Genomic DNA, 22,814 nt, shown 5'->3' with positions numbered 1-22,814 from the left:
GCTGGTCGTGCGGCGGCATGTCGACTTCAAGCGCGTCTGCACCTGTTGTTGTCCGGCCTGACGCCGTAGACCCGTCCCACTGCCTGCCAGCTGGCCCCGGATCTGCGCCGCCGGACCAGGCCCGGTGGATGCTTCATTCCGATTGCCGGCTCCGCACTATCCAGGAGCACTCACGATGACCCAGGCGAAGCCCCGCAGCGAGGGCCAGTGGGCCCTCGGTGACACCGACCCGCTCAACCCCAACGAGGAGTTCAAGAAAGTCGAGAACTCCCTGGATGTGCGGACCCGCGTCGAGCAGGTCTACGCCAAGCAGGGTTTCGACAGCATCGACAAGACCGACCTGCGCGGCCGGCTGCGCTGGTGGGGCCTTTATACCCAGCGCAAGGAAGGCTACGACGGCACGTTCACCGGAGAGGAGAACGTCGACCTCATCGAGGCCCCGTTCTTCATGCTCCGGGTTCGCAGCGACGGCGGCGCGCTGACCGCCGCCTCGCTGCGCGAACTGGGCGCGATCTCCACCGAGTTCGCCCGCGACACCGCCGACATCTCCGACCGGCAGAACATCCAGTACCACTGGATCCGGATCGAGGACATGCCCGAGATCTGGCGCCGCCTGGACGCGGTGGGCCTGCAGACCACCGAGGCCTGCGGCGACTGCCCGCGGGTGGTGCTGGGCTCCCCGCTGGCCGGCGAATCGCTCGAGGAGGTGATCGACGCCACCCCCGCGATCGAGGAGATCGTGCGCCGCTATGTGGGCAAGCCGGAGTACGCCAACCTGCCGCGCAAGTTCAAGACCGCCATCTCCGGCCAGCAGGACGTCGTGCACGAGATCAACGACGTGGCCTTCGTGGGGGTGAACCACCCCGAGCACGGGCCGGGCCTGGATCTGTGGGTGGGCGGCGGCCTGTCCACCAACCCGATGCTGGCCAAGCGGCTCGGCGCCTGGGTGCCGTTGGAGGAGGTGCCCGACGTCTGGGAGGCCGTGGTCAGTCTGTTCCGTGACTACGGCTACCGCAGGTTGCGGGCGAAGGCGCGGCTGAAGTTCCTGGTCAAGGACTGGGGTGCTGAAAAATTCAGGGAAGTTCTCGAACGGGAGTACCTCAAGCGGCCGCTCATCGACGGCCCCGCGCCGGATCCGGTGGTCCATCCCATCGACCACGTCGGTGTTCAGAAGCTACGCAACGGACTCAACGCCGTCGGTGCGGCCGCCATCGCCGGCCGGGTGTCGGGGACCATCCTCACCGGGGTCGCCGACCTGGCCGAGAAAGTGGGTTCCGACCGGATCCGGTTCACCCCGCACCAGAAGCTGGTCGTGCTGGACGTCCCGGACGACAGGGTCGACGAACTCGTCACCGGCCTGGCCGCGCTCGGGCTTTCGGTCACTCCCTCGCGCTGGCGGCGGAACCTGATGGCCTGCACCGGGATCGAGTTCTGCAAGCTGTCCTTCGCCGAGACCCGGGTGCGGGCGCAGTCGCTGGTGCCCGATCTGGAGCAGCGACTCGCCGACCTCAACGCCGAACTCGACGTACCCGTCACGGTCCACCTCAACGGGTGCCCGAACTCCTGCGCGCGGATCCAGGTCGCCGATATCGGTTTCAAAGGCCAGATCGTCGACGACGGTGACGGGCCGACCGAGGCCTTCCAGGTGCACCTGGGCGGCAGCCTCGGACTGGACAGCGACTTCGGGCGGAAGTTGCGCCAGCACAAGGTCACCAGCGGTGAGTTGGGCGACTACATAGAGCGGGTGGTGCGCAACTTCATCGCCCAGCGCGAGCCCGGCGAGCGGTTCGCTCAGTGGGCGGTGCGGGCCGAGGAGGATTCGCTGCGATGAGCCACGACCTATTGCGCGAGTTGGCCGCCCGAGGCGCGGCCGAACTCGACGGTGCGGGGGCGGCGGATCTGCTGGCGTGGACCGACGAGCACTTCGGCGGCAGCTACGTGGTGGCCTCCAACATGCAGGACGGAGTCCTGGTCGACATGGCCGCCAAGGTGCGCCCGGGTGTGGACGTGCTGTTCCTCGACACCGGCTACCACTTCGCCGAGACCATCGGCACCCGCGATGCCGTGGAGGCGGTCTACGACGTCACCGTGGTCAACGTGACCGCCGAACACACCGTGGCCGAGCAGGACCTGCTGCTGGGCAAGGACCTGTTCGCCCGCGACCCGCACGAGTGCTGCCGGCTGCGCAAAGTGGTCCCCCTGGGCCGCGCGCTGAGCAGGTACTCCGCATGGGTCACCGGTATCCGGCGGGTGGAGTCGCCGACCCGGGCCAACGCACCCCTGGTCAGCTTCGACGAGGCGTTCAAGCTGGTGAAGGTCAACCCGTTGGCCGCCTGGACCGACGAGGACATGCAGAGCTACATCGAGAGCCACGGCATCCTGGTCAATCCCCTAGTCGAGGAGGGCTATCCGTCGATCGGGTGCGCTCCCTGCACGGCGAAGCCGTTGGCCGGGGCCGACCCCCGCAGTGGCCGCTGGCAGGGGCTGGCCAAGACCGAGTGCGGGCTGCACGCCTCGTGAGCATCCTGCGGCACCCGGCGCTGATCCTGACCGCGCACGGCAGCGCCGACCCCCGTTCCGCGGCGACCACGCACGCGGTGGCCGAGCAGGTCCGCCGGTTGCGGCCCTGGCTCGATGTCCGGGTGGCGTTCTGCGAACGCAGCGAACCCAACCTGCGCGACGTGCTGGCCGGACTCGACCGTCCGGGGCTGGTCACGCCGCTGCTGCTGGCCAGTGCCTATCACGCGCGGATCGACATCCCGTCGATGATCGACGCGGCGAAAGTTCCGGTGCGGCAGGCCGACACGCTCGGTGACGACCCACGCCTGGTGGATGCGCTGCACCAGCGGCTGACTGAGCTCGACCCGCGGCCGGACCCGGACACCGGCGTGCTGGTGGTCGCGGTGGGCTCCTCGCACGCCACCGCCAACGCGCGCACGGCCACGCTGGCGTCGGCTCTGTCCGCGCGCGGCTGGGCAAGGGTTCGGGTGGCCTATGCCACGACCGAACCCTCGGTGGCCGACGGGATCTGCGAACTGCGCCGCGACGGTGCCGGCCGCATCGCGATCGCGCCGTGGTTCATCGCGCCGGGCCGGATCACCGACCGGGTCGCTGGTGTCGCCGCGGACTTCGGTGTCGCGATGGCCGAGCCGTTGGGCGCCCATCCCGCACTTGCCGAGACCGTGCTCGACCGGTTCGACCGCGCCGCGTGGCAACCCTTGGCCGCCTGACGCGTTCTGCGTACATTCATCCCATGCAGCACCACGCGGCCGCACGATGGGGCGCGGGTGCTCTTGGCCTGGGCTGGGCCGTGCTTTTGACCTGGCTGCCGCCGTCGGCGTCGGCCGAGGAGACCGCACGACCGGCCGACTCGACAGGTACGCCGTCCGCACGCGTCACAGCCGGTCTGACGGCAAAGGGTCCGACGCGCAGACCTAGACGGGGCGTGGCCGGCACGGTTGCGATACGCTCCCGCGCAACCGCAACCGGCACCGATCAAGGGTCGCCGTACGACCAGTTGCACCGCGACATCGTCGTCGCGGCAGACGTCTTCGGTGGCTCGAAGAGTAAGCCCCGGATCCTGGCCGCCAACTACGGATTCGAGGGCATCCAGGGCATCCCCGGCCTGACCGGCGAGAGTGACATCGACCTGGCCGTCGCCGCCGGTGCCGGCGTGGTCGGACAACTCGTCGGTCGCGATCCCGCGGCGCCGTTGCGCAACATCACCTCCGGAGACTCGCCGTCGGGAGTCGAGATCGCGGGCTTCAGCGACACGCCTGTCACCCAGACCTTCATGGACGCGATGCCGATCGAGTTCAGCCATCCCATCCTGCCGAGCACCGTTGTGCCACAGAACTTCCGGGTGCAGCTCAACACCGGCCAGGTCGTCACTCCGTCCTATGTCGCGCAGAATCCGAACTACGACCTCAACGAGCGCCAGACCATCGTGGCCTTGGGCGACTTCGGTAATCGGCTGCCGAGCGACGACCCGGCGGCGGTGTACCCGGTGCTGTTCCAGGTCGTCGCATCCTCCACCCCGCTCAAGCTGATCACCGCGCGGGGACTGGTTGACGGCACCGGGCTGAGCCAGACGAGCAGCAACCCCTACGACCCCTACAGCGGTCCGACCCTGGTCGGTGCCAAGCTCAGCCGGCTGTCGCTGGCCGGGGACTATCCGCCCGCGGGCTATCCCACCTCGGTGGCCAACCACGGAGTCGAGTACTACGGCACCGATCCCCGGCTCTACCGGCTGCGTCTGCTCACGGCCGGCGGATTCTCGCCTAACGGCGTCAGCGGATTCGAGCCCCAGGATTTCGCCAAGTACTTCCAGCTCACCGCCGCCGGAAAGTGCGGAACGACGGTCACCGTCAGCCAGCCCGGCGTGCGGTACCGAGTGCGGGGCGGCTACATCGAGGTCAGGGGGATCGCCGATCTGGGCACCGGACTGACCGCCGACCCCGAGTACACCTACTCCGACGACCACGACAACCAGTTCGACGTCATCGTCTGGGCCTCCAGCCCGCGGGCGGCACGGGCGATCACCGACGTCGTCCTGCCCGATCCCAGGCTCGGCACGCACAGCCCCATCTACAACCCCGGCGGCCCCGGCACCGTTCCTGAGCCCGCCTACCGCTTCACCACGCCCTCGCCGGGCCAGACCATGCCCGTGGAACTGGCGCTGCACGACCCCGCGACGGTCAGTTGGGCCGACCAGTCGCTGAGCGCCTACGACCAGGCGAACGACCTGGCGGTGGCTTTCCGGCTGACGAACCCGGCCACCGGTGAATGGCGTCTGACGAGCAGTTCTGCTGACGCCACCGCCTTGGTGGACACCGGCGACTGGGCCCTGGTCGACGTACCGTTCGCGACCAACCCCGATGACAGCTACGTGGCCAATGTCGTTGCGCTGCACAATGACAAGCGTCAGGACACCGTGTACACCGCAAATGCGCGCAGGATCGACGCCCTGGAGCGGGCCGGCTACGTCAACGACGGCACCGTGTTCACCGCGTACGACAAGCCCCTGCGCGGTCTGGATCCCGTCTGGCAGATGGTGTCGTGGCGGGGTCAGCATGCGGTGACGTCCTCACCCGGAGAACGCTTCCGCTGGCTTTTACGCGGTTGGCGGCCACAGGGGGTCGCCTTCTACACCGTCCGCTTCCCGAACGCCTGATTCGCGATCCTGGCGCAGAGCCGATGCTGTGCCGACTCAGCCGTCCGCGCCGGGCGCACCGTCGGCACCGGGAGCGCCGTCGGCACCGTCCGCACCGTCCGCGCCGTCGACACCGCCCTGGCCGCCTTTACCGCCTTGGCCGCCTTTACCGCCGGCGCCGCCCTGACCGCCCTGGCCGCCGCGGCCGCCTGCGCCCCCCTGACCGCCGTCACCACCCCGGCCGCCCTGACCGCCCTGGCCGCCCTGCCCGCCGTTGCCTCCGGTCACGTCGCCGTCCTTCCCGTTCGTCGTCGTCTGCGGCCCCCGGTCGGGGATTCCGGTCGTGGTGGTGGTGCACCCTGCGGCCACGGTCGCGACCAGTGCGCAGCCGGCCGTCAGTGCCACTATCCGCCTACGCATACCTGTCACGGTCATCCTCCGGCCGGCAGTTGCTCCGCGCCGGCGATCGGCGGAATCCGGGTGGCACGCACGTAGACGGTGTCGCCGTCGCGAAGCCCCAGCGTCTCGGCGTCGCCGCGGGTGATCTGTGCGATGAACGGCGCCCCGTCGGTTGCGCTGGTCAGCTCGACGCGGACTTCGAATCCCAGATAGACGACCCGGTCGATGGTGGCCCGAACGACGCCGGTGCTCTCCGCGGTTCCGTCCTGCATGGCGAACGGCATCTCCGGCGAGCGGCCGACCCGAATATCGTGCGGCCGTACCAGGATTCCGTTGAGCGTCGACACCGCACCCAGGAAGGACATCACGAACGGGTTGGCGGGGCTGTCGTAGACCTCGGTGGGCGTGCCGATCTGCTCGATCCGGCCCTTGTTGAGCACCGCGATCCGGTCGGCGACGTCGAGGGCCTCGGACTGGTCATGGGTCACCAGCACCGTGGTGACGTGAACCTCGTCGTGCAGCCGGCGCAACCAGGCCCGCAGATCCTCGCGGACCTTGGCGTCCAGCGCGCCGAACGGCTCGTCGAGCAGCAGCACCTGCGGATCCACCGCCAGCGCCCGGGCGAGGGCCATCCGCTGGCGCTGCCCTCCGGAGAGCTGGTTGGGATAGCGGGTCTGGAAACCGGCCAGACCGACCACCTCGAGCAGGTTGTCCACCTTCTCGTCGATCTCCGGCTTGCGCAGCCTGCGGATCTTCAGGCCGAACGCCACGTTGTCGCGAACCGTCATGTGCTTGAACGCCGCGTAGTGCTGGAACACGAACCCGATGCCGCGGCGCTGCGGCGGCACGTTGGTGACATCCGTGCCGTTGATGACCACCGAACCGCTGTCCGGCCGGTCCAGGCCGGCAATGGCGCGCAGCAGGGTCGACTTACCCGACCCGCTCGGGCCCAGCAGTGCGGTGAGCGATCCGGACGGGACGACGAAGTCGACGTTGTCCAGCGCGGCGAACGCGCCGTAGCGCTTGTTGGCCGCGCGCACGACGATCGCGTCGGTCATGATCCGCTCCTTCGGGCATCGAGCACCGACTGGACCACCAGAACCAGCACCGCGATCATCATCAGCAGCGTAGAGATGGCGTAGGCCCCGTACTCGGCGCCGCGGTTGTAACGGTCGGAGACCAGCAGGGTCAGGGTCTGTGAGGTGCCGGGCATGTTCGACGACACCATCAGCACCGCGCCGTACTCCCCGAGCGTTCGGGCCACCGTCAGCACCACCCCGTAGGTGAGTCCCCATCTGATCGACGGCAGGGTGATCCGCCAGAACGTCTGCCACCACGTCGACCCGAGGGTGGCGGCAGCCTCCTCCTGATCGGTGCCCAGTTCGTGCAGGACCGGTTCCACTTCGCGGATGACGAAGGGCACCGTGACGAAGATGCTCGCCAGGACGATGCCGGGCAGGCCGAAGATGATCTTGAAACCGAGGTTGTTCTCGACGAAACCGAGGACGCCGGCGGTGCCCCACAGCAGGATCAGTGCCACACCGACCACCACCGGGGACACCGCGAACGGCAGGTCGATGATGGCCTGGAGGATGCCCTTGCCGCGAAACCTCCTGCGGGCCAGCAGCAGAGCGGTAGGTATCCCGAAGACGATGTTGAGCGGCACCACGATCGCCACGACGAGCAGCGACAATTGCAGCGCGGATATCGCGGCCGGTGTGCTGATGGAGCCGAAGAACGCCCCGATGCCCGGCTCGAAGGTGCGCAGCAGGATCAAAGCGACCGGGACGATGACCAGTACCAGCACATAGCCCACCGCGACGAAGCGTCCGAGGTGGCGCACCCACGCCGAGGCGGTCACGCGGCGAGCTCCTCACGCTGGGCGGCGCGGCTGCCGATCAGCCGCAGCGCGAGCAGCACCAGAAAGGAAACAATAAGCAGCACAATGGAAATGGCCGCCGCGCCGGTCCTGTCGTCGTTCTCGATCAAGGTCCGGATCCACTGTGAGGACACCTCCGTCTCGCCCGGGATCGCACCGCCGATCAGCACAACCGAACCGAACTCGCCGATTGCCCGGGAGAACGCCAGACCCGCGCCGGTCAGCAGGGCGGGCAGCAGCGCGGGCAGGATCAGCCTGGTGAAGATCACCCGATTGTTGGCGCCCAGCGACGCGGCCGCCTCCTCGACTTCGTAGTCGAGTTCCAGCAGCACCGGCTGCACGGTGCGCACGACGAACGGCAGCGTCACGAACAGCAGCGCCACCCCGACACCCCACTTGGTGTGCTGCAGGTGCAACCGTACCGGGCTGGCCGGCCCGTAGAGCGCCAGCATCACCAGGCTGGCGACGATGGTGGGCAGCGCGAAGGGCAGGTCGATCACCGCGTCGACCAGTCGCTTGCCGGGGAAGTCGTCGCGAACCAGCACCCAGGCCACCAGCAGCCCGAAGAAGGCGTTGAGCAGCGTGACCCCGACCGCGACGGTCAGCGTTACCCGGAACGACTCCAGCGCCGCGCTGGAGGTCACGGCGGCCCAGAACGCCGGCCAGCCACCGCGGCCGGCCTGCCAGACGATGGCCGACAGCGGCAGCAGGACGATCACGCTCAGCCAGATCGACGCCGCCCCGGCCAGAGCCGGGGCGGCGTCACGTCGCGGTTCCGCCCGGAGACCGGCGGCTGCCGTCATCCGGTCGCCTTCTTGTAGATGGTGGTGATGGACCCATTCTCCTTGTCGAACAGGGCGGTATCCACCGCACCCCACCCGCCGAGATCGGCGATGGTCCACAGCTTCTGCGGCACCGGGAAGTCCTTGGTGAAGTCCGCGGCCACGGCGGGATCGACCGGCCGGAAGCCGGCCTGTGCCCAGATCTTCTGCCCCTGCGTGGTGAACAGGAAGTTCTTCAGCGCGGCCGCCTTCTCCAGATGGGTGCTGCCGGTGACGACGGCGACCGGGTTCTCGATCTTGAACGTCTGCGGCGGGTTGACGTGCTCGACATCCTTACCGCTGCGCTCGATGTTGATGGCCTCGTTCTCGTAGCTGATCAGAACGTCACCGGTGCCCTGCAGGAAGACGTCGGTGGCCTCGCGACCGGAGCCCGGCCGGGTCTTGACGTGATCACCGACGAGCCTGCCGACGTAGTCCAGGCCGGCCTGCTGGTTCTTGCCGCCGTCGCTTTTCACCGCATACGGCGCCAGCAGGTTCCACTTGGCCGAGCCCGAACTCAGCGGGCTGGGGGTGACCACCTCGATACCGGGCTGCAGCAGGTCGTCCCAGTCCTTGATGTTCTTCGGGTTGCCCTTGCGGACCACCAGGGAGACCACCGAACCGAACGGGATGCCCTTGGTGACGTCGGTGTTCCAGTCCGGGGAGACCTTGCCTGCCTTGACCAGCCGGGTCATGTCGGGCTCGACGGAGAAGTTGACGATGTCGGCGGGTTTTCCGTCCACCACCGCGCGGGACTGGTCACCGGAGGCGCCGTAGGACGTCGTCACTTCGACGCCCTTACCCTCCGGGGTGTCGGCGAAGGCCGGGATGATCTTGCTCCAGCCCGGCTCGGGCACGGCGTAGGCCACCAGGGTCAGCGTGGTTTCGGCATCGGTGTCGCCGCCGCCGACGACGTCGCTGGCGCCGCCGCCGCAGGCGGCCAGAGCGGTCGCAGTGGCGGCGATTGCCGTGGCGGTGCGCCAGCGGCGCGGGGAAACTCTGAGCATGGACGGGCCTTTCTCGTCGGGGGGAGTCGGGGATCGCGCGCCCGTCACGTCAAACGAGAGGTTCACGAGCGTCATGCCGTGACCACCACCGGTTTCCAGACAGGCAGGGGGGTCAGCGACAACAGCGGCGGGCCGCGGTGCCGGCCATGGCCGGGCGGGCACTGAAGCCGGGCGCCGATCGCATGGCCCGCAGCCTAACAGAGCCGCACCGTACGGACCGATCAGCGGTTGTTGAGCAGCCAGACCACGACGACCAAAACCAGCAGGGCGACCAGCGCCAGAGTCACCCGGGAGCGGGGCATTCCGTTCACCGGCCCGACTCCCCGGATGCGTGACCGCCGCCACGCAGCCGGCGCAGCGCCCGGATGCCCCCGCCGAGCGCCGCGTCCACCGACAGCGCGATGCCGTAGGCCAGCGCCAGCACGACCGGCATGACGATCAGCGTCTGAAGCACGAACCCGAGCCCGGACAACCACAGTTCGAAGCCGTCCCACCAGCTCAGGAAACCGGACACCGCACCACCCTATGCCCCGGTGTGGATTCTGACCGGTTCGCCAGACGGCGAAGCCCCGGCAAGCCCATGATGGCGGGATGGTTCTGCATGCTCAACCCGCAGGTGGGGACACTGACACCAGACCGTCCGGGCCGGACCGCAAAATCGGCCAGCCGGCGCACGGCGGGCCGGCCGGCTCCCACCGCAGCCCCTTTCCGCCGATCGCCGACTACGCATTCCTCTCGGACTGCGAGAACACCTGCCTGATCTCCTCGGCCGGCTCGGTGGAGTGGATGTGCGTCCCGCGGCCGGACTCGCCGAGCGTGTTCGGGTCGATCCTCGACCGCGGCGCCGGTCACTTCCGGCTGGCGCCCTACGGGGTGTCGGTTCCGGCGGCACGCCGCTACCTGCCCGGCAGTCTGATCATGGAGACCACCTGGCAGACCCCCACCGGCTGGGTGATCGTGCGCGATGCCCTGGTGATGGGTCCCTGGCATGACGTGGAGGAGCGGTCGCACACCCACCGGCGCACCCCGATGGACTGGGACGCCGAACACATCCTGCTGCGCACGGTGCGCTGTGTGAGCGGCACCGTGGAGCTGGTGATGAACTGCGAACCGGCCTTCGACTACGGTCGTCTCACCGCGGAGTGGGAGTACTCCGCCCACGCCTACGGCGAGGCGGTCGCCCGCGCCCGCACCGACTCCGACGCCCACCCGACCCTGCGGCTGACCACCAACCTTCGTATCGGGCTGGAGGGCCGTGAGGCCCGGGCGCGGACCCGGCTGAAGGAGGGCGACAACGTCTTCGTCGCACTGTCGTGGTCGGATCACCCGTCCCCGCAGACCTACGAGGACGCCGCCGAGAAGATGTGGCAGACCGCCGAGGCGTGGCGGCAGTGGATCAACGTCGGGCATTTCCCCGACCATCCGTGGCGGGCCTACCTGCAGCGCAGCGCGCTCACGTTGAAAGGCCTGGCCTACTCCCCCACCGGCGCGCTGCTGGCTGCGAGCACCACCTCGCTACCGGAAACCCCACGCGGGGAACGGAACTGGGACTACAGATACGCCTGGGTCCGGGACTCGACCTTCGCGCTCTGGGGTCTCTACACTCTTGGCCTGGACCGGGAGGCCGATGACTTCTTCTCCTTCATCGCCGACGTTTCGGGGGCCAACAACGGTGCGCGCCAGCCACTTCAGGTGATGTACGCCGTCGGTGGAGAGCGCGAACTGGTCGAGGGCGAACTCGACCACCTCTCCGGCTATGACGGGGCACGGCCGGTGCGCATCGGAAACGGCGCCTTCAACCAACGCCAGCACGACATCTGGGGCACCATGCTCGACTCGGTGTACCTGCACTGCAAGTCCCGGGAGAACATCTCCGATGCGCTGTGGCCGGTGCTCAAGGAGCAGGTCGACGAGGCGATCGCGCACTGGCGCGAACCCGACCGCGGCATCTGGGAGGTGCGCGGTGAGCCGCAGCACTTCACCTCCTCGAAGGTGATGTGCTGGGTGGCGCTGGACCGCGGGGCCAAACTCGCCGAACTGCAGGGCAGCACCGACTACGGCCGGCAGTGGCGGGCGATCGCCGACGAGATCAAGGCCGACATCCTGGCCCACGGCGTGGACTCGCGCGGGGTCTTCACCCAGCGCTACGGCAGTGACGCCCTGGACGCCTCGCTCCTGCTGGTCCCGCTGCTGCGGTTCCTTCCTCCCGACGACCCGCGGGTGCGCGCCACAGTGCTGGCGATCGCCGACGAGCTCACCGAGGACGGCCTGGTGCTGCGCTACCGGACCGAGGAGACCGACGACGGCCTGTCCGGGGAGGAGGGATCGTTCACCATCTGCTCGTTCTGGCTGGTCTCGGCATTGGTCGAGATCGGCGAGGTCAGCCGGGCCCGGCATCTATGCGAGAAACTGCTGTCGTTCGCCAGTCCGCTGCACCTCTACGCCGAGGAGATCGAACCGAGCACCGGCCGGCACCTGGGCAACTTCCCGCAGGCGTTCACCCACCTGGCGCTTATCAACGCGGTGGTGCACGTCATCCGCGCCGAGGAGCAGGCCGACGGGACCGGGGTGTTCCAGCCGGCCAACGCGCCGGTCTGAGCTCAGCGGCCGCCGGCCAGGTTGTCCCGCATCATCGACACCAGTTCGGCCGCCCGGCCGGTCGGCTCCCGCCGGGCCGGTACTGCGTCGGTGATCGCGACGTCGGCCTCCAGGATGCAGTCGGCGGCGACGCCGAGAGCGTGCTCGGTGGGGAAAGCCGTCTCCTGCCCCGGCTCGCCGTTGAGGACCGTCGCCGACAGGATGCTGCCGGTCTCGCGTACGTCGGTGACCGTCCACTCCAGCGCGGAGTTCGCGGTGATCTGCACGGTGACCCGGGTGCGTGCGCAGGACCGCCACTGCGTCACGAACTCGTCGAACATCCGGGTGGCCTCGGCCTCCGATCCGAACCGCACCACCCCGGTGTGCGCGCTGGACACCGTCAAGCCCGCGCCGTAGCGGGCGAAGTCCTGCAAGGCCACCCGGTGGACGTCCCCGCGCGCGTAGACCACCCGCATCAACGGGGTCGCCGCACCGAGGCAGCCGAACGGGGAGACCTGACTGCTGTCACGAATACCGTTGGGCAGCAGATCAACTCCGCCCACCTGCGGTAGTGCGGTCGGGTCCAGCGGGTTGCCCACCGCCCGCTCCACCTGTTCGGCGCTGGGCAGCACCCGGCTCAGGTCGATCTGAGGGTTCACCGCGCTGCCGCCGACCGTCGGACCGCAGCCGGACGCGGCGGCAACCCCCAGCGCCACCCCTATGATCCGCGACCCGACGACCGCACCCCGGCGAGCGATGGACCCTACTTCCGGGTCTTCTCTCCCGGCTTGTCGCCGGCAGCATCGGTGGACAGTGCGGCGACGAAGGCCTCCTGCGGCACGTCGACCCGGCCGATGGTCTTCATCCGCTTCTTGCCTTCCTTCTGCTTCTCCAGCAGTTTGCGCTTGCGGGTGATGTCGCCGCCATAGCACTTTGCCAGCACGTCCTTGCGGATCGCCCGGATGTTCTCGCGGGCAATGATTTTCGATCCGATCGCGGCCTGCACCGGCACCTCGAACTGCTGACGCGGGATGAGTTCCTTGAGCTTGGTGGTCATCTTGTTCCCGTAGGCGGAGGCGCTGTCTTTGTGGACGATGGCAGAGAACGCGTCGACCGCCTCGCCCTGCAACAGGATGTCCACCTTGACCAGGTCGGCCTCCTGCTCGCCGGCCTCCTCGTAGTCCAGGCTGGCATAGCCGCGGGTGCGCGACTTCAGCGAGTCGAAGAAGTCGAAGATGATCTCCCCCAGCGGCATGGTGTAGCGCAGTTCGACGCGTTCCGGCGAGAGGTAGTCCATGCCGCCCAGTTCGCCGCGACGGGACTGGCACAGTTCCATGATGGTGCCGATGAACTCGCTCGGGGAGATGATGGTGCACTTGACCACCGGTTCGTAGACCTCGCGCATCTTGCCCGCCGGCCAGTCCGAGGGGTTGGTGACGATCTTCTCGGTCCCGTCTTCGGTGATCACCCGGTAAACCACGTTGGGCGAGGTGGATATCAGGTCCAGGTCGAACTCGCGCTCCAGGCGCTCGCGGGTGATCTCCATGTGCAGCAGGCCCAGGAAGCCGCAGCGGAAACCGAACCCCAGCGCCACCGACGTCTCCGGCTCGTAGGTCAGGGCGGCGTCGTTGAGTTGCAGCTTGTCCAGCGCCTCACGCAGATTCGGGTAGTCCGAGCCGTCCACCGGATACAGCCCGGAGTACACCATCGGCTTGGGCTCGCGGTAGCCGGTGAGCGCCTCGGTGGCGCCGTGCCGCGCCGTGGTGACGGTGTCGCCGACCTTGGACTGCCGGACGTCCTTGACACCGGTGATGAGGTAGCCCACCTCGCCCACGCCCAGCCCGTCGGTGGGTTTGGGTTCGGGCGAGACGATTCCCACCTCGAGCAGTTCGTGGTTGGCCCCGGTGGACATCATCTTGATCCGCTCGCGCGGGGTGATCCTGCCGTCGACCACCCGCACGTAGGTGACCACGCCGCGGTAGATGTCGTAGACCGAGTCGAAGATCATCGCCCGCGCCGGCGCGTCGGCGTCACCGGTGGGTGCGGGCACCTGGCGCACCACCTCGTCGAGCAGTTCGCCCACGCCCTGCCCGGTCTTGCCCGACACCCGCAGCACCTCATCGGGTTCGCAGCCGATGATGTGCGCCAGTTCGCCGGCGTAGCGGTCCGGGTCGGCGGCGGGTAGGTCGATCTTGTTGAGCACCGGGATGATGGTCAGGTCGCGGTCCAGGGCCAGATACAGGTTGGCCAGGGTCTGCGCCTCGATGCCCTGAGCGGCGTCGACCAGCAGGACCGCGCCCTCGCAGGCCTCCAGGGCGCGGGAGACCTCGTAGGTGAAGTCGACGTGGCCGGGGGTGTCGATGAGGTGCAGCACGTAGTCGGTGTCGCCGACTTTCCACGGCAGGCGCACGTTCTGGGCCTTGATGGTGATGCCGCGCTCCCGCTCGATGTCCATCCGGTCGAGGTACTGGGCCCGCATCGAGCGTTCGTCAACGACGCCGGTCAACTGCAGCATCCGGTCGGCCAGGGTGGACTTCCCGTGGTCGATGTGGGCGATGATGCAGAAGTTACGGATCTGCGCCGGCGCAGTGAACGTCTGATCGGCAAAACTGCTGATGGGAATCTCCTGAATACGCGCTCGGGTCCGGCGGTGACAAGCGTATCCAGCCGACCGCTCACGGTCACAATCGCGGCGCGCACCCCGTCGCGATCCTCGCCTATGCTCATCAGAATGGCGTCGCAGTGGAGGACGTTCCAGCGGTTCGCGGAGCATCTGGTGTTCAACGAGGCACCGAAGCTCATCCGTCAGTTACAGAGCCCCAATGCGGTTCAGCGCACCATTCAGAACGGCATCGCCCAGGGCATCCGGCTGGGCATCGAGGTCCTGGTCGCCTCGGCCATGCCGCCGGCGCCCCCGGCGGCGATCACCGCGGGCCGGCCGGTCACCCGCACCAGCGCCCCCACCGCCCACCGGGCCCGAAGGGTGGTCTACGCCCCCAGCCTCGACGGCCGCGCCGACCCGGGCGAGGTGGTGTGGACCTGGGTCGTCTACGAGGACGACCCGACCAGGGGCAAGGACCGGCCGGTGCTGGTGGTGGGCCGCGACCACAGCACCCTGCTCGGGCTGATGCTGTCCAGCCAGACCCATCACGCCCACGACCCATCCTGGGTGGGTATCGGCACGGGGAGCTGGGATTCCGGCTATGCGAGCGGGGAGGGCCGGTCCAGCTGGGTGCGGCTGGACCGGGTGCTCGACGTGCCCGAGGAGAGCATCCGGCGCGAGGGCGCCATCCTGGACCGGCCGACGTTCGAGATCGTCGCCGCGCGGCTGCGGGCCGAGTACTCCTGGAGCTGAGCCCGCGCTCAGCCGCCCTGGGTGATGTAGGCCTGCAGCTGGCGGCGTTCGTCCTGCAGCTCCTCCATCCGGATCTTGACCACGTCACCGATACTGACGATCCCGGCCAGCCGGCCGCCCTCGAGCACCGGCACGTGGCGCACCCGGTTGTTGGTCATCAGCGCGGCCAGGCCGTCGACCGGATCCTCGGGCCGGCAGGTCACCGTCACCGCGCTCATGATCTCCGCGACTGGACGGCGCATCAGGTCCGATCCGTATTCGTGCAGGTAGCGCACGATGTCGCGCTCGGAGACGATGCCCACGATGCCGCCCTGGTCGCTGCCGATCACCACCATGGCGCCGATGTTGTGCACCGCCAGTTCGGCCAGCAGGCCGGTGACGGTGGTGCTCTCGGTGACGGTGGCCACCGAGACGCCCTTGGCACGCAGGATGTCCGCGATGCGCATGGCCGCTCCTTGGTCGTGTGACTGGTGTCACAATAGGGTCGTGTGACTGGTGTCACAACAGGCTACGACGAGTGCGGCCGTTGCGGAACGGGTTGTCCCGGTAAGACGGTTCTCATGGAGATCACCCTGCTCGGCACCGGCAGTCCGATGGTCGACCCGAACCGGGCGGGGCCGTCCACCCTCGTAACGGCCGGCGGGCAGACCTTCCTGGTCGACTGCGGACGCGGCGTGCTGATGCGCGCCGCTGCGGCCGGGACCGGTGCGGCGAACCTGACCGCGCTGCTGCTGACCCACCTGCACAGCGACCACATCACCGACCTGTCCGACGTGATCACCACCCGATGGGTCACCACGATCGGCCCCAACCCGCTGCCGGTCATCGGCCCGCCCGGCACCAGGGCGGTGGTTGAGGCGACCCTGGCCGCGCTGGCTCCCGACATCTCCTATCGGATCCACCACCACGCCGACATCACCGAACCGCCCATCCTGGAGGTGCACGAGCACACCGGGGGCCAGGTCTGGGACGTCGGCGGCGTGCGGATCACCGCCGCGCCGACCGACCACCGCCCCGTCGAGCCGACCATCGGCTTCCGCGTCGAACACGACGGCGCCTCGGTGGTGCTGGCCGGCGACAGCGTGCCGTGCGGCAGCCTCGACGAACTGGCCCACGGAGCGAACATGTTGGTGCACACCGCGATCCGCAAGGATCTCGTCGAGCAGATGCCGGCCCAGCGGATCCGCGACATCCTCGACTACCACTCCTCGGTGGAGCAGGCCGCCGCCACCGCGGCCCGCGCCGGAGTGGGCACCCTGGTGCTGACCCACTACGTGCCGCCGCTGGTGCCCGGCCAGGAGGACCAGTGGCGCGCGCTGGCGGCCGCCGAGTTCGGCGGCAGGGTCGAACTGGGCGACGACCTGCTGCGCCTCTCCGTGTGACTTCGGCGCGCTTCTGCCCGCTGAGCGCACACGAGCGCGCCGAAGTTGTCAGGCCAGACGGGTCATCTCGACCACGACGTCGAGGTCACTGGACCCGCGGCCCAGATAAATGCCCTTCAGCGGGCTCACGTCGGCGTAGCTTCGGCCCGACCCGACGCTGATGTACTGCTCGTTGATCTCGGTGTCGTTGGTCGGGTCGTAGTTCCACCAGCCGCCCGTCCAGGCCTGGATCCAGGCGTGGCTCTCCCCTTCCACCGCGTCTCCGATCACCGCGTCGGGCTGCGGATGCAGATAGCCCGAGACGTAGCGCGCCGGAATGCCCATCGCCCGCAGCAGGATCAGGGACAGGTGCGCGAAGTCCTGACACACCCCCTTGCCCTCCTGCATGGCGTCGAGTCCGGAGGTGTGCACACCCGTGGTGCCGGGCACGTACTGCAGTCTGTCGCGCACCCAGTCCACGACGGCCAGCACGGCGTCATGCGGGTCGTGACCCTTGGCGATCTGACGGGCGATGCGGTCGGTGCCCTTGCCGGCCGGCGTGTAGGCCGTGGGCGTGAGCACCTCGTGATAGCGGTCCAGCACGGGAGCGGACCGCAGTTCGTCCCAGCCGACGCTGGTGGTGCGCGGTTCGGGCTTGTCGGTCTCCACCACCGAGGAGGAGGTCACCTCGAGTTCCAGGTGCGGCGCGTGCAGGTCGAAGGCGGTCACCGCGGTTCCCCAGTAGTCCACGTACCGGTAGGACCGGGTGGCCGGGGCGGTCTCGACGCGGTTGACGATGACGTTCTGCCGGGAGTCAGACCTCGGCGTGAGCCGGGCCTCGTTGTAGGACGCGGTCACCGGCGCCTTGTAGGCGTACCCGGTCTCGTGCACCACCCGCATCCGCCACATCAGGAACCGGCCTCCAACCCCTCGGCCACGACCACCGCATCGGTGTGTCCGGCATCGGACCACTCCACCCACGGGGCGAGCCGGAAGTACCTGAGCGCCAACGCCTCCCCGACCTCCGAACAGATGGACTGCAGCCCCGACAGCCGCACGTCCAGGGACTCCAGCAGCACCCCGGGGCGGACGAACTCCAGTTCGCTGCGGGCCCGGCCGAGCAGCCGCCGGGCCTCGGCACCCGCGCCGTCGCGCGGTCCGCTCAGTTCGTCGAGGCTGTGCTCGGCCAGCCGCAGCGAGAAGAAGGCCGAGCGGGGGAACTGCCGGTCCAGCAGCATGAACTCGATCACGCGGTTGGCGTCCAGCACGCCGCGATGGGTGCGCAGGTAGGTGTCGTGGGCGCCCGCGGCACGCAGCACGCTCACCCAGGCCGGCGATGACGCGCTGTCGCCGACCCGCGACAGCAGCAGCCGCACCGTCATGTCGACGCGCTCCAGCGCCCGGCCGAGCACCAGGAACCGGTACCCGTCGTCACGCGACAGGGTGGAGTCGGACAGCCCGGCGAACATCGCCGCGCGGCCCTCGACGAAAGTGAAGAACTCGTGCGGGCCCAGCCGCCGTGCCGCGCGCTCTCGTTCCGGCAGCGCGTTGTAGGTGGTGTTCAGACACTCCCACATGTCTCCGGAGATGACCTCGCGGGCCGAGCGGGCGTTCTCCCGGGCCGCACTGATCGCATCGACGATCGAGCAGCCGTGGGAGAGGTCGCGGCTGAAGGCCACCAGGTCGGTGAGCGCCCACATCTCCAGCCGGGTCTTGGGCGGCTCGATTCCCAGGACCTCCAACAGGATCCGCGAGGCCTGGTCGGGGTCGACGGAAGAGTCCTCCAACAGCTGATGCACGGTCACGTCGAGAATCCGGGCGGTGTCGTCGGCGCGCTCGACGTAGCGGCCGATCCAGTACAGCGCCTCGGCGTTGCGGGCCAGCATCAGCGCACTCCGCTCTGCTGCTGCTGTTGCTGCTGCTGATGCAGACCGCTCATGGCCTGCTGCTGCAGCGGGTGCGTCTCGGCGGCCGCGGTCCGCGGCAGGGTGCGCACCACCTGGGCGGCGGCCATTTCGCGGGCGGCCGCCGAGGACCTCGAGGCAAGCACCCAGGTGTCCTTGGATCCCCCGCCCTGACTGGAGTTGACCACCAGCGAGCCTTCGACCAGCGCAACCCGGGTCAGCCCGCCGGGCAGCACCCACACCCGCTCACCGTCGTTGACCGCGAAGGGGCGCAGGTCCACGTGGCGGGGAGCCAGGGTGTCGCCGGCCTTGGTCGGCACTGTGGACAACTGCACAACCGGCTGGGCGATCCAGCCGCGCGGGTCGGCCTTGATCTTGCGCCGCGCCGCGGCCAGTTCTTTCTCGGACGCGTGCGGGCCGAAGACGATTCCGTAACCGCCGGATCCCTCGACGGGTTTGACGACCAGTTCGTGCGCCCGGTCCAAGACCTCGGCCCGCTCGTCCTCCAGCCAGCAGCGCAGCGTGTCGACGTTGGCCAGCAGCGGCTTCTCGCCGAGGTAGTACTCGATGATCGTCGGCACGTAGGTGTAGACCAGTTTGTCGTCGCCGACGCCGTTGCCGACCGCGCTGGAGACGACCACATTGCCGGCCCGGGCGGCGTTGAGCAGGCCGGCCACCCCGAGCACCGAGTCGGGCCGGAAATGCAGCGGATCGAGGTACTCGTCGTCGATGCGGCGGTAGATCACGTCGACCTGTCGCTCACCCTCGGTGGTGCGCATGTAGACGATGTTGTCGCGGCAGAACAGATCGGGGCCTTCGACGAGTTCGACGCCCATCTGCCGGGCCAGCAGGGAGTGCTCGAAGTAGGCGGAGTTGAACGGCCCCGGGGTGAGCACCACCACGGTGGGGTCGGACTCGTTGGTGGCCGCGGCGTTGCGCAGGGCGCGCAGCAGGTGCGACGGATAGTCGTCGACCGAGCGGACCCGGTGGGTGCCGAACAGGTTGGGGAACACCCGGGTCATCACCCGGCGGTTCTCCATGACGTAGGACACCCCCGAGGGCGAGCGCAGGTTGTCCTCGAGTACCCGGAAGGTGCCCTGCGCATCGCGGACGATGTCGATGCCGGCGACGTGGATGCGCACCCCGTTGGGCGGGTCGATACCGACGGCCTCGCGGTGAAAGTGCTCGCAGGAGGTGACCAGCCGGCGCGGGATGACGCCGTCGCGCAGGATCTCCTGATCGCCGTAGATGTCGTCGAGGAACCTCTCCAGCGCGACCACCCGCTGGGTGATGCCGCTCTCCAGCTTGGCCCAATCCGCGGCCGAGATCACCCGCGGTACCAAATCCAGCGGGAAGGGCCGCTCCTCCTGGCCGGACAGCGAGAACGTGATGCCCTGGTCGACGAAGGCCCGGCCGAGCGCCTCGGTGCGGGCGCTGAGTTCCTCCGAACCGGTGGGGGCCAGTTCGGCGAAGATGCCCTTGTAGGGCGCCCGCACGTTGCCGCGCCTGTCGAACATCTCGTCGAACGCCGCGGCATACGGCCCCGGCTCGCGGTACCCGCCGAATATCCGGTGGTCGTCGGCCGGGGCGCTGGCGTCGGCGCTACGGACAGTCACCCGTCACATGCTGCATCACATCGGCCGTTTTCGCAGGCTGAGCGGCTCGACTTTGGGTCCGGGCGGCCCGGGCTGGTAGTCTCGCAGAGCGCCGCGAGGGCTCTCAAGTCCCGGTGCACGACAGCCGAAAGCCAGATCTGAGATTGAGGACCTAGACGCGTGGCCAACATCAAGTCGCAGAAGAAGCGCATTCTGACCAATGAGCGCCGTCGGCTGCGCAACAAGTCGGTGAAGTCGTCCCTGCACACCGCCATCCGCGCGTTCCGCACCGCCGCCGCCGAGGGCGACAAGGACAAGGCTGCCGAACTGCTGGTCTCGACCAGCCGCAAGCTCGACAAGGCCGCCACCAAGGGCGTCATCCACAAGAATCAGGCCGCCAACAAGAAGTCGGCCCTGGCACACGCCCTCGCGAAGCTCTCCTGAGCTAGCCGCGCGCCGCGGCCAGTTCCGCGACTTTCCGCACCGCTGTCTCCAGTGCGTAGTCGGCGTCGGCCGCCGCTCCTTTGACGTCGGCGTTGAGCGCTGCCACCAACCGGATCGCCGTCGCGACGCTGTCCCGCGACCATCGCCTGGCCTGCTTCTGCGCCTTCTGCACCCGCCACGGCGGCATTCCCAACTCACCGGCCAGTTGGTAGTGACTTCCCCGAAGTGGGCCCACCCGGGCGATGGAGTGCACGGCCTCGGCGAGCGCGTCGGCCAGCAGGACGTGCGGCACCCCCCGCGCCATCGCCCAGCGCAGCGCCTCGGCGGCGCCGGCGACGTCGCCGACGACCGCCTTGTCGGCGATGTCGAAGCCGGTGACCTCCGCATTGCCACTGTGATAGCGGCGCACCGCGGCCGCGTCGACCCGGCCGCCGGTGTCGGCCACCAACTGCGAACAGACCGCGGCGAGTTCCCTGATGTCCGAGCCGACGCCCTCCAGCACCGCGGCGACGGTGTCGTCGTCGGCCCTGACCTTGAGCGAGCGGAACTCGGTGCGCACGAAGTCGGCGCGTTCGGCGGCCTTGGTGATCTTGGCGCACTGGTGGGTCTGCGCACCCAGGTTGCGCAGTTCACCGGCGAGGGCTTTGGCGCGCCCGCCGCCTGAATGCAGAACCACCAGCACGGTTCCCGGCGGCAGATCCGCGGCCGTCGCGGTGATCAGCGCGACGGCGTCCTTACCGGCTTCGCCGGCAGACTCCAGGACGACCACACGCTCGTCGGCGAACAACGACGGGCTGAGCAACTCCGCCAGTTCGTGGGTGGAGACCTCCCCGGCACGCAGCCTGTTGACCGGCACGTCGTCGGTGCCGGCCGAGTCGCGGGCCGCACGCAGGACGGCGCTCACCGCGCGCTCGACGAGAAGCTCCTCGTCGCCGAGCACCAGATGCAGTCCGGGCGTCTCGCTCACCTCACGATGGTGTCACGGACCGCCGACCAGACCCGACACCGACCAGGCCGCGGCGCACAGCGAAGCGCCCGCCGCCGACAGCCGGAACCACCGCCGGCGCCAGCACACGATCGCCGCCGCCGCCGCGGCGCCGACGGTGACCAGACCCGCCCACCCTGAGGGCACCGGCACCGCTGCGCCCGGCAGTTGGGCGGCGGTGTGCGCCACCCGCAGCAGCCACCACAGTTCCGGCCCGGTGAACCGGATGAGCAGCCCGGCCGCGCCCGGCCACAGGCACCCCAGCGCCGCGGCGGCGGTGCCCAGCACGGTGATCGGCGCGATGACGGCTGCCACTGCGAGATTGGCCAGCACCGAGACCACGCTGAACCGTCCGGAGATCGCCGCGATGAGCGGCGCGGTGACCAACTGCGCAGCCAGTGCGACACTCACGGCTGCGGCCAGTGGCCGCGGCCAGCCCGCGGCGACCAGTCGCGCCGACCACACCGGCGCCACCGTGACAAGAGCCGCGGTCGCCGACACCGACAGGGCGAAGCCCACGTCCAGTGCCAGGTGGGGTGCGACGAGCAGGACCGCGATCACCGTTGCCGCCAGGGCCGGAATGGCTTGGCGGCGCCGGCCGGAGGCGATCGCGAGCAGGCCGATGGCGCCCATGATCGCCGCGCGCAGCACACTGGCCCCCGGCTGCACCACGACCACGAAGGCCACCAGTGCCAGAGCGGCCAGCCCGACCGCTGCGCGGGGCCCGAGCAGATAGCCAGACAGCAGCACCGTGCCGCAGACGATGGTGACGTTGGCACCGGACACCGCGGTCAGATGCATCAAACCCGCTGTCCTGAAGGACTCGGTGGTGGAAGCCGGAACGGCGGAGGTGTCGCCCAGCACCAGACCGGGCAGCACGGACGCCTGATCGGCGGGCAACACCTCGCGGGCGGCCTCGGCGAACCGGGTCCGCACCGCCTCGGCGGCGCGCTGCGCGAACGACGCCTGCCCGAACCGGGGACGGCCCACCGCGGTCAGGACGGCCACGGTGAGGTCGTGCCGGCGCGGCGGTGCGATGCGCGCCCGGAAACTCGCCGGCTGCCCGGCAGTCAGCCGGCCGAAGTCGACGGACCTGGCGAAAACCGTCACCGCTCCGGAGGCCTCAGCGTCGTCGCCGCTGAACAGTTCGGCACGGAACATCAGCCGCCCGGGTCCGGACTGCCGAGGGCTCTCGCCGGGGGTGGGCCCGGTCACCGCCTCGGCGATCGTGGCCTGGCGGACGGCCAACGGCCGGTTCTCGGCCGTCGATCAACTCGCCGAGATCGACGGTATCGGTCCGGCCCGGCTGGAGAAGCTGCGTCCGCTGGTGCGGGT

The 22,814-nt window shown here is 69.3% G+C and carries 21 protein-coding genes and 2 pseudogenes; 9 read left to right on the top strand and 14 right to left on the bottom strand.

The features are described from left to right. Positions 1–175 precede the first annotated feature (175 nt). From ACKOQ4_RS14275 to ACKOQ4_RS14260, 4 genes are all read left to right on the top strand, one after another. A complete protein-coding gene (locus ACKOQ4_RS14275) occupies positions 176–1,831 on the top strand; it encodes a nitrite/sulfite reductase (RefSeq protein ID WP_526292936.1) in 1,656 nt (551 codons plus the stop codon). Further along, positions 1,828–2,520: a phosphoadenylyl-sulfate reductase gene (locus ACKOQ4_RS14270; protein ID WP_526292934.1), complete on the top strand. Its 693-nt coding sequence runs from the start codon at positions 1,828–1,830 to the stop codon at positions 2,518–2,520. The genes ACKOQ4_RS14275 and ACKOQ4_RS14270 overlap by 4 nt, the downstream gene beginning before the upstream one ends. Beyond that, positions 2,517–3,230 carry a sirohydrochlorin chelatase gene (locus ACKOQ4_RS14265; RefSeq protein ID WP_526292932.1) on the top strand — a complete coding sequence of 238 codons (714 nt, stop codon included), beginning with the start codon at positions 2,517–2,519 and terminating at the stop codon, positions 3,228–3,230. The genes ACKOQ4_RS14270 and ACKOQ4_RS14265 overlap by 4 nt, the downstream gene beginning before the upstream one ends. A 215-nt stretch (positions 3,231–3,445) precedes the next feature. Next, the gene (locus ACKOQ4_RS14260) at positions 3,446–5,173 is read left to right on the top strand and encodes a hypothetical protein (protein WP_526292930.1); all 1,728 of its coding nucleotides are present in this window, start codon (positions 3,446–3,448) and stop codon (positions 5,171–5,173) included. Between the two features lie 36 nt (positions 5,174–5,209). Here ACKOQ4_RS14260 and ACKOQ4_RS14255 read toward each other — a convergent pair whose 3' ends face one another. The 6 genes from ACKOQ4_RS14255 to ACKOQ4_RS14230 form a co-directional block, all read right to left on the bottom strand. Continuing rightward, positions 5,210–5,572, bottom strand: coding sequence for a hypothetical protein (locus ACKOQ4_RS14255; RefSeq protein WP_526292928.1), 363 nt, complete (start codon positions 5,570–5,572; stop codon positions 5,210–5,212). Between the two features lie 11 nt (positions 5,573–5,583). Next, positions 5,584–6,609, bottom strand: coding sequence for a sulfate/molybdate ABC transporter ATP-binding protein (locus ACKOQ4_RS14250; protein ID WP_526292926.1), 1,026 nt, complete (start codon positions 6,607–6,609; stop codon positions 5,584–5,586). Next, on the bottom strand, positions 6,606–7,412 hold the full coding sequence (gene cysW / locus ACKOQ4_RS14245) for a sulfate ABC transporter permease subunit CysW (protein ID WP_526292924.1): 807 nt from the start codon (positions 7,410–7,412) through the stop codon (positions 6,606–6,608). Before cysW ends, ACKOQ4_RS14250 begins: the two co-directional genes overlap by 4 nt. Beyond that, positions 7,409–8,233 carry a sulfate ABC transporter permease subunit CysT gene (gene cysT, locus ACKOQ4_RS14240; protein ID WP_526292922.1) on the bottom strand — a complete coding sequence of 275 codons (825 nt, stop codon included), beginning with the start codon at positions 8,231–8,233 and terminating at the stop codon, positions 7,409–7,411. The genes cysW and cysT overlap by 4 nt, the downstream gene beginning before the upstream one ends. After that, complete coding sequence (locus ACKOQ4_RS14235) at positions 8,230–9,258, bottom strand: sulfate ABC transporter substrate-binding protein (RefSeq protein ID WP_526293008.1); 1,029 nt, start codon at positions 9,256–9,258, stop codon at positions 8,230–8,232. The genes cysT and ACKOQ4_RS14235 overlap by 4 nt, the downstream gene beginning before the upstream one ends. Before the next feature lie 307 nt (positions 9,259–9,565). Next, positions 9,566–9,772: a hypothetical protein gene (locus ACKOQ4_RS14230; protein WP_526292920.1), complete on the bottom strand. Its 207-nt coding sequence runs from the start codon at positions 9,770–9,772 to the stop codon at positions 9,566–9,568. A 182-nt stretch (positions 9,773–9,954) separates the two neighbouring features. Here ACKOQ4_RS14230 and ACKOQ4_RS14225 point away from each other — a divergent pair. After that, positions 9,955–11,856 (top strand): annotated as a pseudogene (locus ACKOQ4_RS14225) (glycoside hydrolase family 15 protein); the annotation flags it as partial. Between the two features lie 2 nt (positions 11,857–11,858). On the opposite strand, the gene ACKOQ4_RS14220 reads toward ACKOQ4_RS14225, so the two are convergent. Then, complete coding sequence (locus ACKOQ4_RS14220; protein WP_526292918.1) at positions 11,859–12,551, bottom strand: sensor domain-containing protein; 693 nt, start codon at positions 12,549–12,551, stop codon at positions 11,859–11,861. 47 nt (positions 12,552–12,598) lie between these two features. Continuing rightward, complete coding sequence (gene lepA / locus ACKOQ4_RS14215) at positions 12,599–14,467, bottom strand: translation elongation factor 4 (protein WP_526293006.1); 1,869 nt, start codon at positions 14,465–14,467, stop codon at positions 12,599–12,601. A gap of 99 nt (positions 14,468–14,566) precedes the next feature. On the opposite strand from lepA, the gene ACKOQ4_RS14210 reads away from it, so the two are divergent. After that, complete coding sequence (locus tag ACKOQ4_RS14210; RefSeq protein WP_526292916.1) at positions 14,567–15,190, top strand: type II toxin-antitoxin system PemK/MazF family toxin; 624 nt, start codon at positions 14,567–14,569, stop codon at positions 15,188–15,190. Positions 15,191–15,198: 8 nt separating this feature from the next. Here the strand turns inward: ACKOQ4_RS14210 and ACKOQ4_RS14205 are convergent, their stop codons facing one another. Beyond that, positions 15,199–15,636, bottom strand: coding sequence for a CBS domain-containing protein (locus ACKOQ4_RS14205; protein WP_526292914.1), 438 nt, complete (start codon positions 15,634–15,636; stop codon positions 15,199–15,201). Positions 15,637–15,750: 114 nt separating this feature from the next. Between ACKOQ4_RS14205 and ACKOQ4_RS14200 the strand changes: the two genes are divergently transcribed. After that, on the top strand, positions 15,751–16,572 hold the full coding sequence (locus ACKOQ4_RS14200) for a ribonuclease Z (protein ID WP_526292912.1): 822 nt from the start codon (positions 15,751–15,753) through the stop codon (positions 16,570–16,572). 48 nt (positions 16,573–16,620) lie between these two features. Here ACKOQ4_RS14200 and ACKOQ4_RS14195 read toward each other — a convergent pair whose 3' ends face one another. Genes ACKOQ4_RS14195 through ACKOQ4_RS14185 form a run of 3 tightly spaced genes read right to left on the bottom strand, consistent with a single transcriptional unit; the run spans position 16,621 to position 19,972 of the window. Beyond that, positions 16,621–17,460, bottom strand: coding sequence for a transglutaminase-like domain-containing protein (locus ACKOQ4_RS14195; RefSeq protein WP_526292910.1), 840 nt, complete (start codon positions 17,458–17,460; stop codon positions 16,621–16,623). Further along, a complete protein-coding gene (locus ACKOQ4_RS14190; protein WP_526292908.1) occupies positions 17,460–18,437 on the bottom strand; it encodes an alpha-E domain-containing protein in 978 nt (325 codons plus the stop codon). Before ACKOQ4_RS14190 ends, ACKOQ4_RS14195 begins: the two co-directional genes overlap by 1 nt. After that, positions 18,437–19,972 carry a circularly permuted type 2 ATP-grasp protein gene (locus tag ACKOQ4_RS14185; protein ID WP_526293004.1) on the bottom strand — a complete coding sequence of 512 codons (1,536 nt, stop codon included), beginning with the start codon at positions 19,970–19,972 and terminating at the stop codon, positions 18,437–18,439. The genes ACKOQ4_RS14190 and ACKOQ4_RS14185 overlap by 1 nt, the downstream gene beginning before the upstream one ends. A gap of 258 nt (positions 19,973–20,230) precedes the next feature. Between ACKOQ4_RS14185 and rpsT the strand changes: the two genes are divergently transcribed. Next, a complete protein-coding gene (rpsT, locus tag ACKOQ4_RS14180; RefSeq protein WP_526292906.1) occupies positions 20,231–20,494 on the top strand; it encodes a 30S ribosomal protein S20 in 264 nt (87 codons plus the stop codon). Between the two features lies 1 nt (position 20,495). Here rpsT and holA read toward each other — a convergent pair whose 3' ends face one another. Together holA and ACKOQ4_RS14170 are read right to left on the bottom strand one after the other, a co-directional pair. Further along, a complete protein-coding gene (gene holA / locus ACKOQ4_RS14175) occupies positions 20,496–21,461 on the bottom strand; it encodes a DNA polymerase III subunit delta (RefSeq protein ID WP_526292904.1) in 966 nt (321 codons plus the stop codon). A 12-nt stretch (positions 21,462–21,473) separates the two neighbouring features. Further along, positions 21,474–22,727, bottom strand: coding sequence for a ComEC/Rec2 family competence protein (locus ACKOQ4_RS14170; RefSeq protein ID WP_526292902.1), 1,254 nt, complete (start codon positions 22,725–22,727; stop codon positions 21,474–21,476). On the opposite strand from ACKOQ4_RS14170, the pseudogene ACKOQ4_RS14165 reads away from it, so the two are divergent. Next, positions 22,675–22,814, top strand: a pseudogene (locus ACKOQ4_RS14165) (ComEA family DNA-binding protein); the annotation flags it as partial. The gene ACKOQ4_RS14170 and the pseudogene ACKOQ4_RS14165 overlap by 53 nt on opposite strands.

It is taken from the genome of Mycobacterium sp. (genome assembly GCF_046095365.1).
Lineage (GTDB): Bacteria > Actinomycetota > Actinomycetes > Mycobacteriales > Mycobacteriaceae > Mycobacterium.
Note: the sequence above shows the minus strand (reverse complement) of the source record. Positions and strands in the feature narration are given on the sequence as shown.

Bases quoted from the DNA above. Each gene is read 5' to 3' on its own strand.
- ACKOQ4_RS14275 (WP_526292936.1), top strand. From the start codon at position 176: ATGACCCAGGCGAAGCCCCGCAGCGAGGGCCAGTGGGCCCTCGGTGAC.
- ACKOQ4_RS14270 (WP_526292934.1), top strand. From the start codon at position 1,828: ATGAGCCACGACCTATTGCGCGAGTTGGCCGCCCGAGGCGCGGCCGAA.
- ACKOQ4_RS14255 (WP_526292928.1), bottom strand. From the start codon at position 5,572: ATGCGTAGGCGGATAGTGGCACTGACGGCCGGCTGCGCACTGGTCGCG.
- ACKOQ4_RS14250 (WP_526292926.1), bottom strand. From the start codon at position 6,609: ATGACCGACGCGATCGTCGTGCGCGCGGCCAACAAGCGCTACGGCGCG.
- cysT (WP_526292922.1), bottom strand. From the start codon at position 8,233: ATGACGGCAGCCGCCGGTCTCCGGGCGGAACCGCGACGTGACGCCGCC.
- ACKOQ4_RS14235 (WP_526293008.1), bottom strand. From the start codon at position 9,258: ATGCTCAGAGTTTCCCCGCGCCGCTGGCGCACCGCCACGGCAATCGCC.
- ACKOQ4_RS14210 (WP_526292916.1), top strand. From the start codon at position 14,567: ATGGCGTCGCAGTGGAGGACGTTCCAGCGGTTCGCGGAGCATCTGGTG.
- ACKOQ4_RS14205 (WP_526292914.1), bottom strand. From the start codon at position 15,636: ATGCGCATCGCGGACATCCTGCGTGCCAAGGGCGTCTCGGTGGCCACC.
- ACKOQ4_RS14200 (WP_526292912.1), top strand. From the start codon at position 15,751: ATGGAGATCACCCTGCTCGGCACCGGCAGTCCGATGGTCGACCCGAAC.
- ACKOQ4_RS14195 (WP_526292910.1), bottom strand. From the start codon at position 17,460: ATGTGGCGGATGCGGGTGGTGCACGAGACCGGGTACGCCTACAAGGCG.
- ACKOQ4_RS14190 (WP_526292908.1), bottom strand. From the start codon at position 18,437: ATGCTGGCCCGCAACGCCGAGGCGCTGTACTGGATCGGCCGCTACGTC.
- ACKOQ4_RS14185 (WP_526293004.1), bottom strand. From the start codon at position 19,972: ATGTTCGACAGGCGCGGCAACGTGCGGGCGCCCTACAAGGGCATCTTC.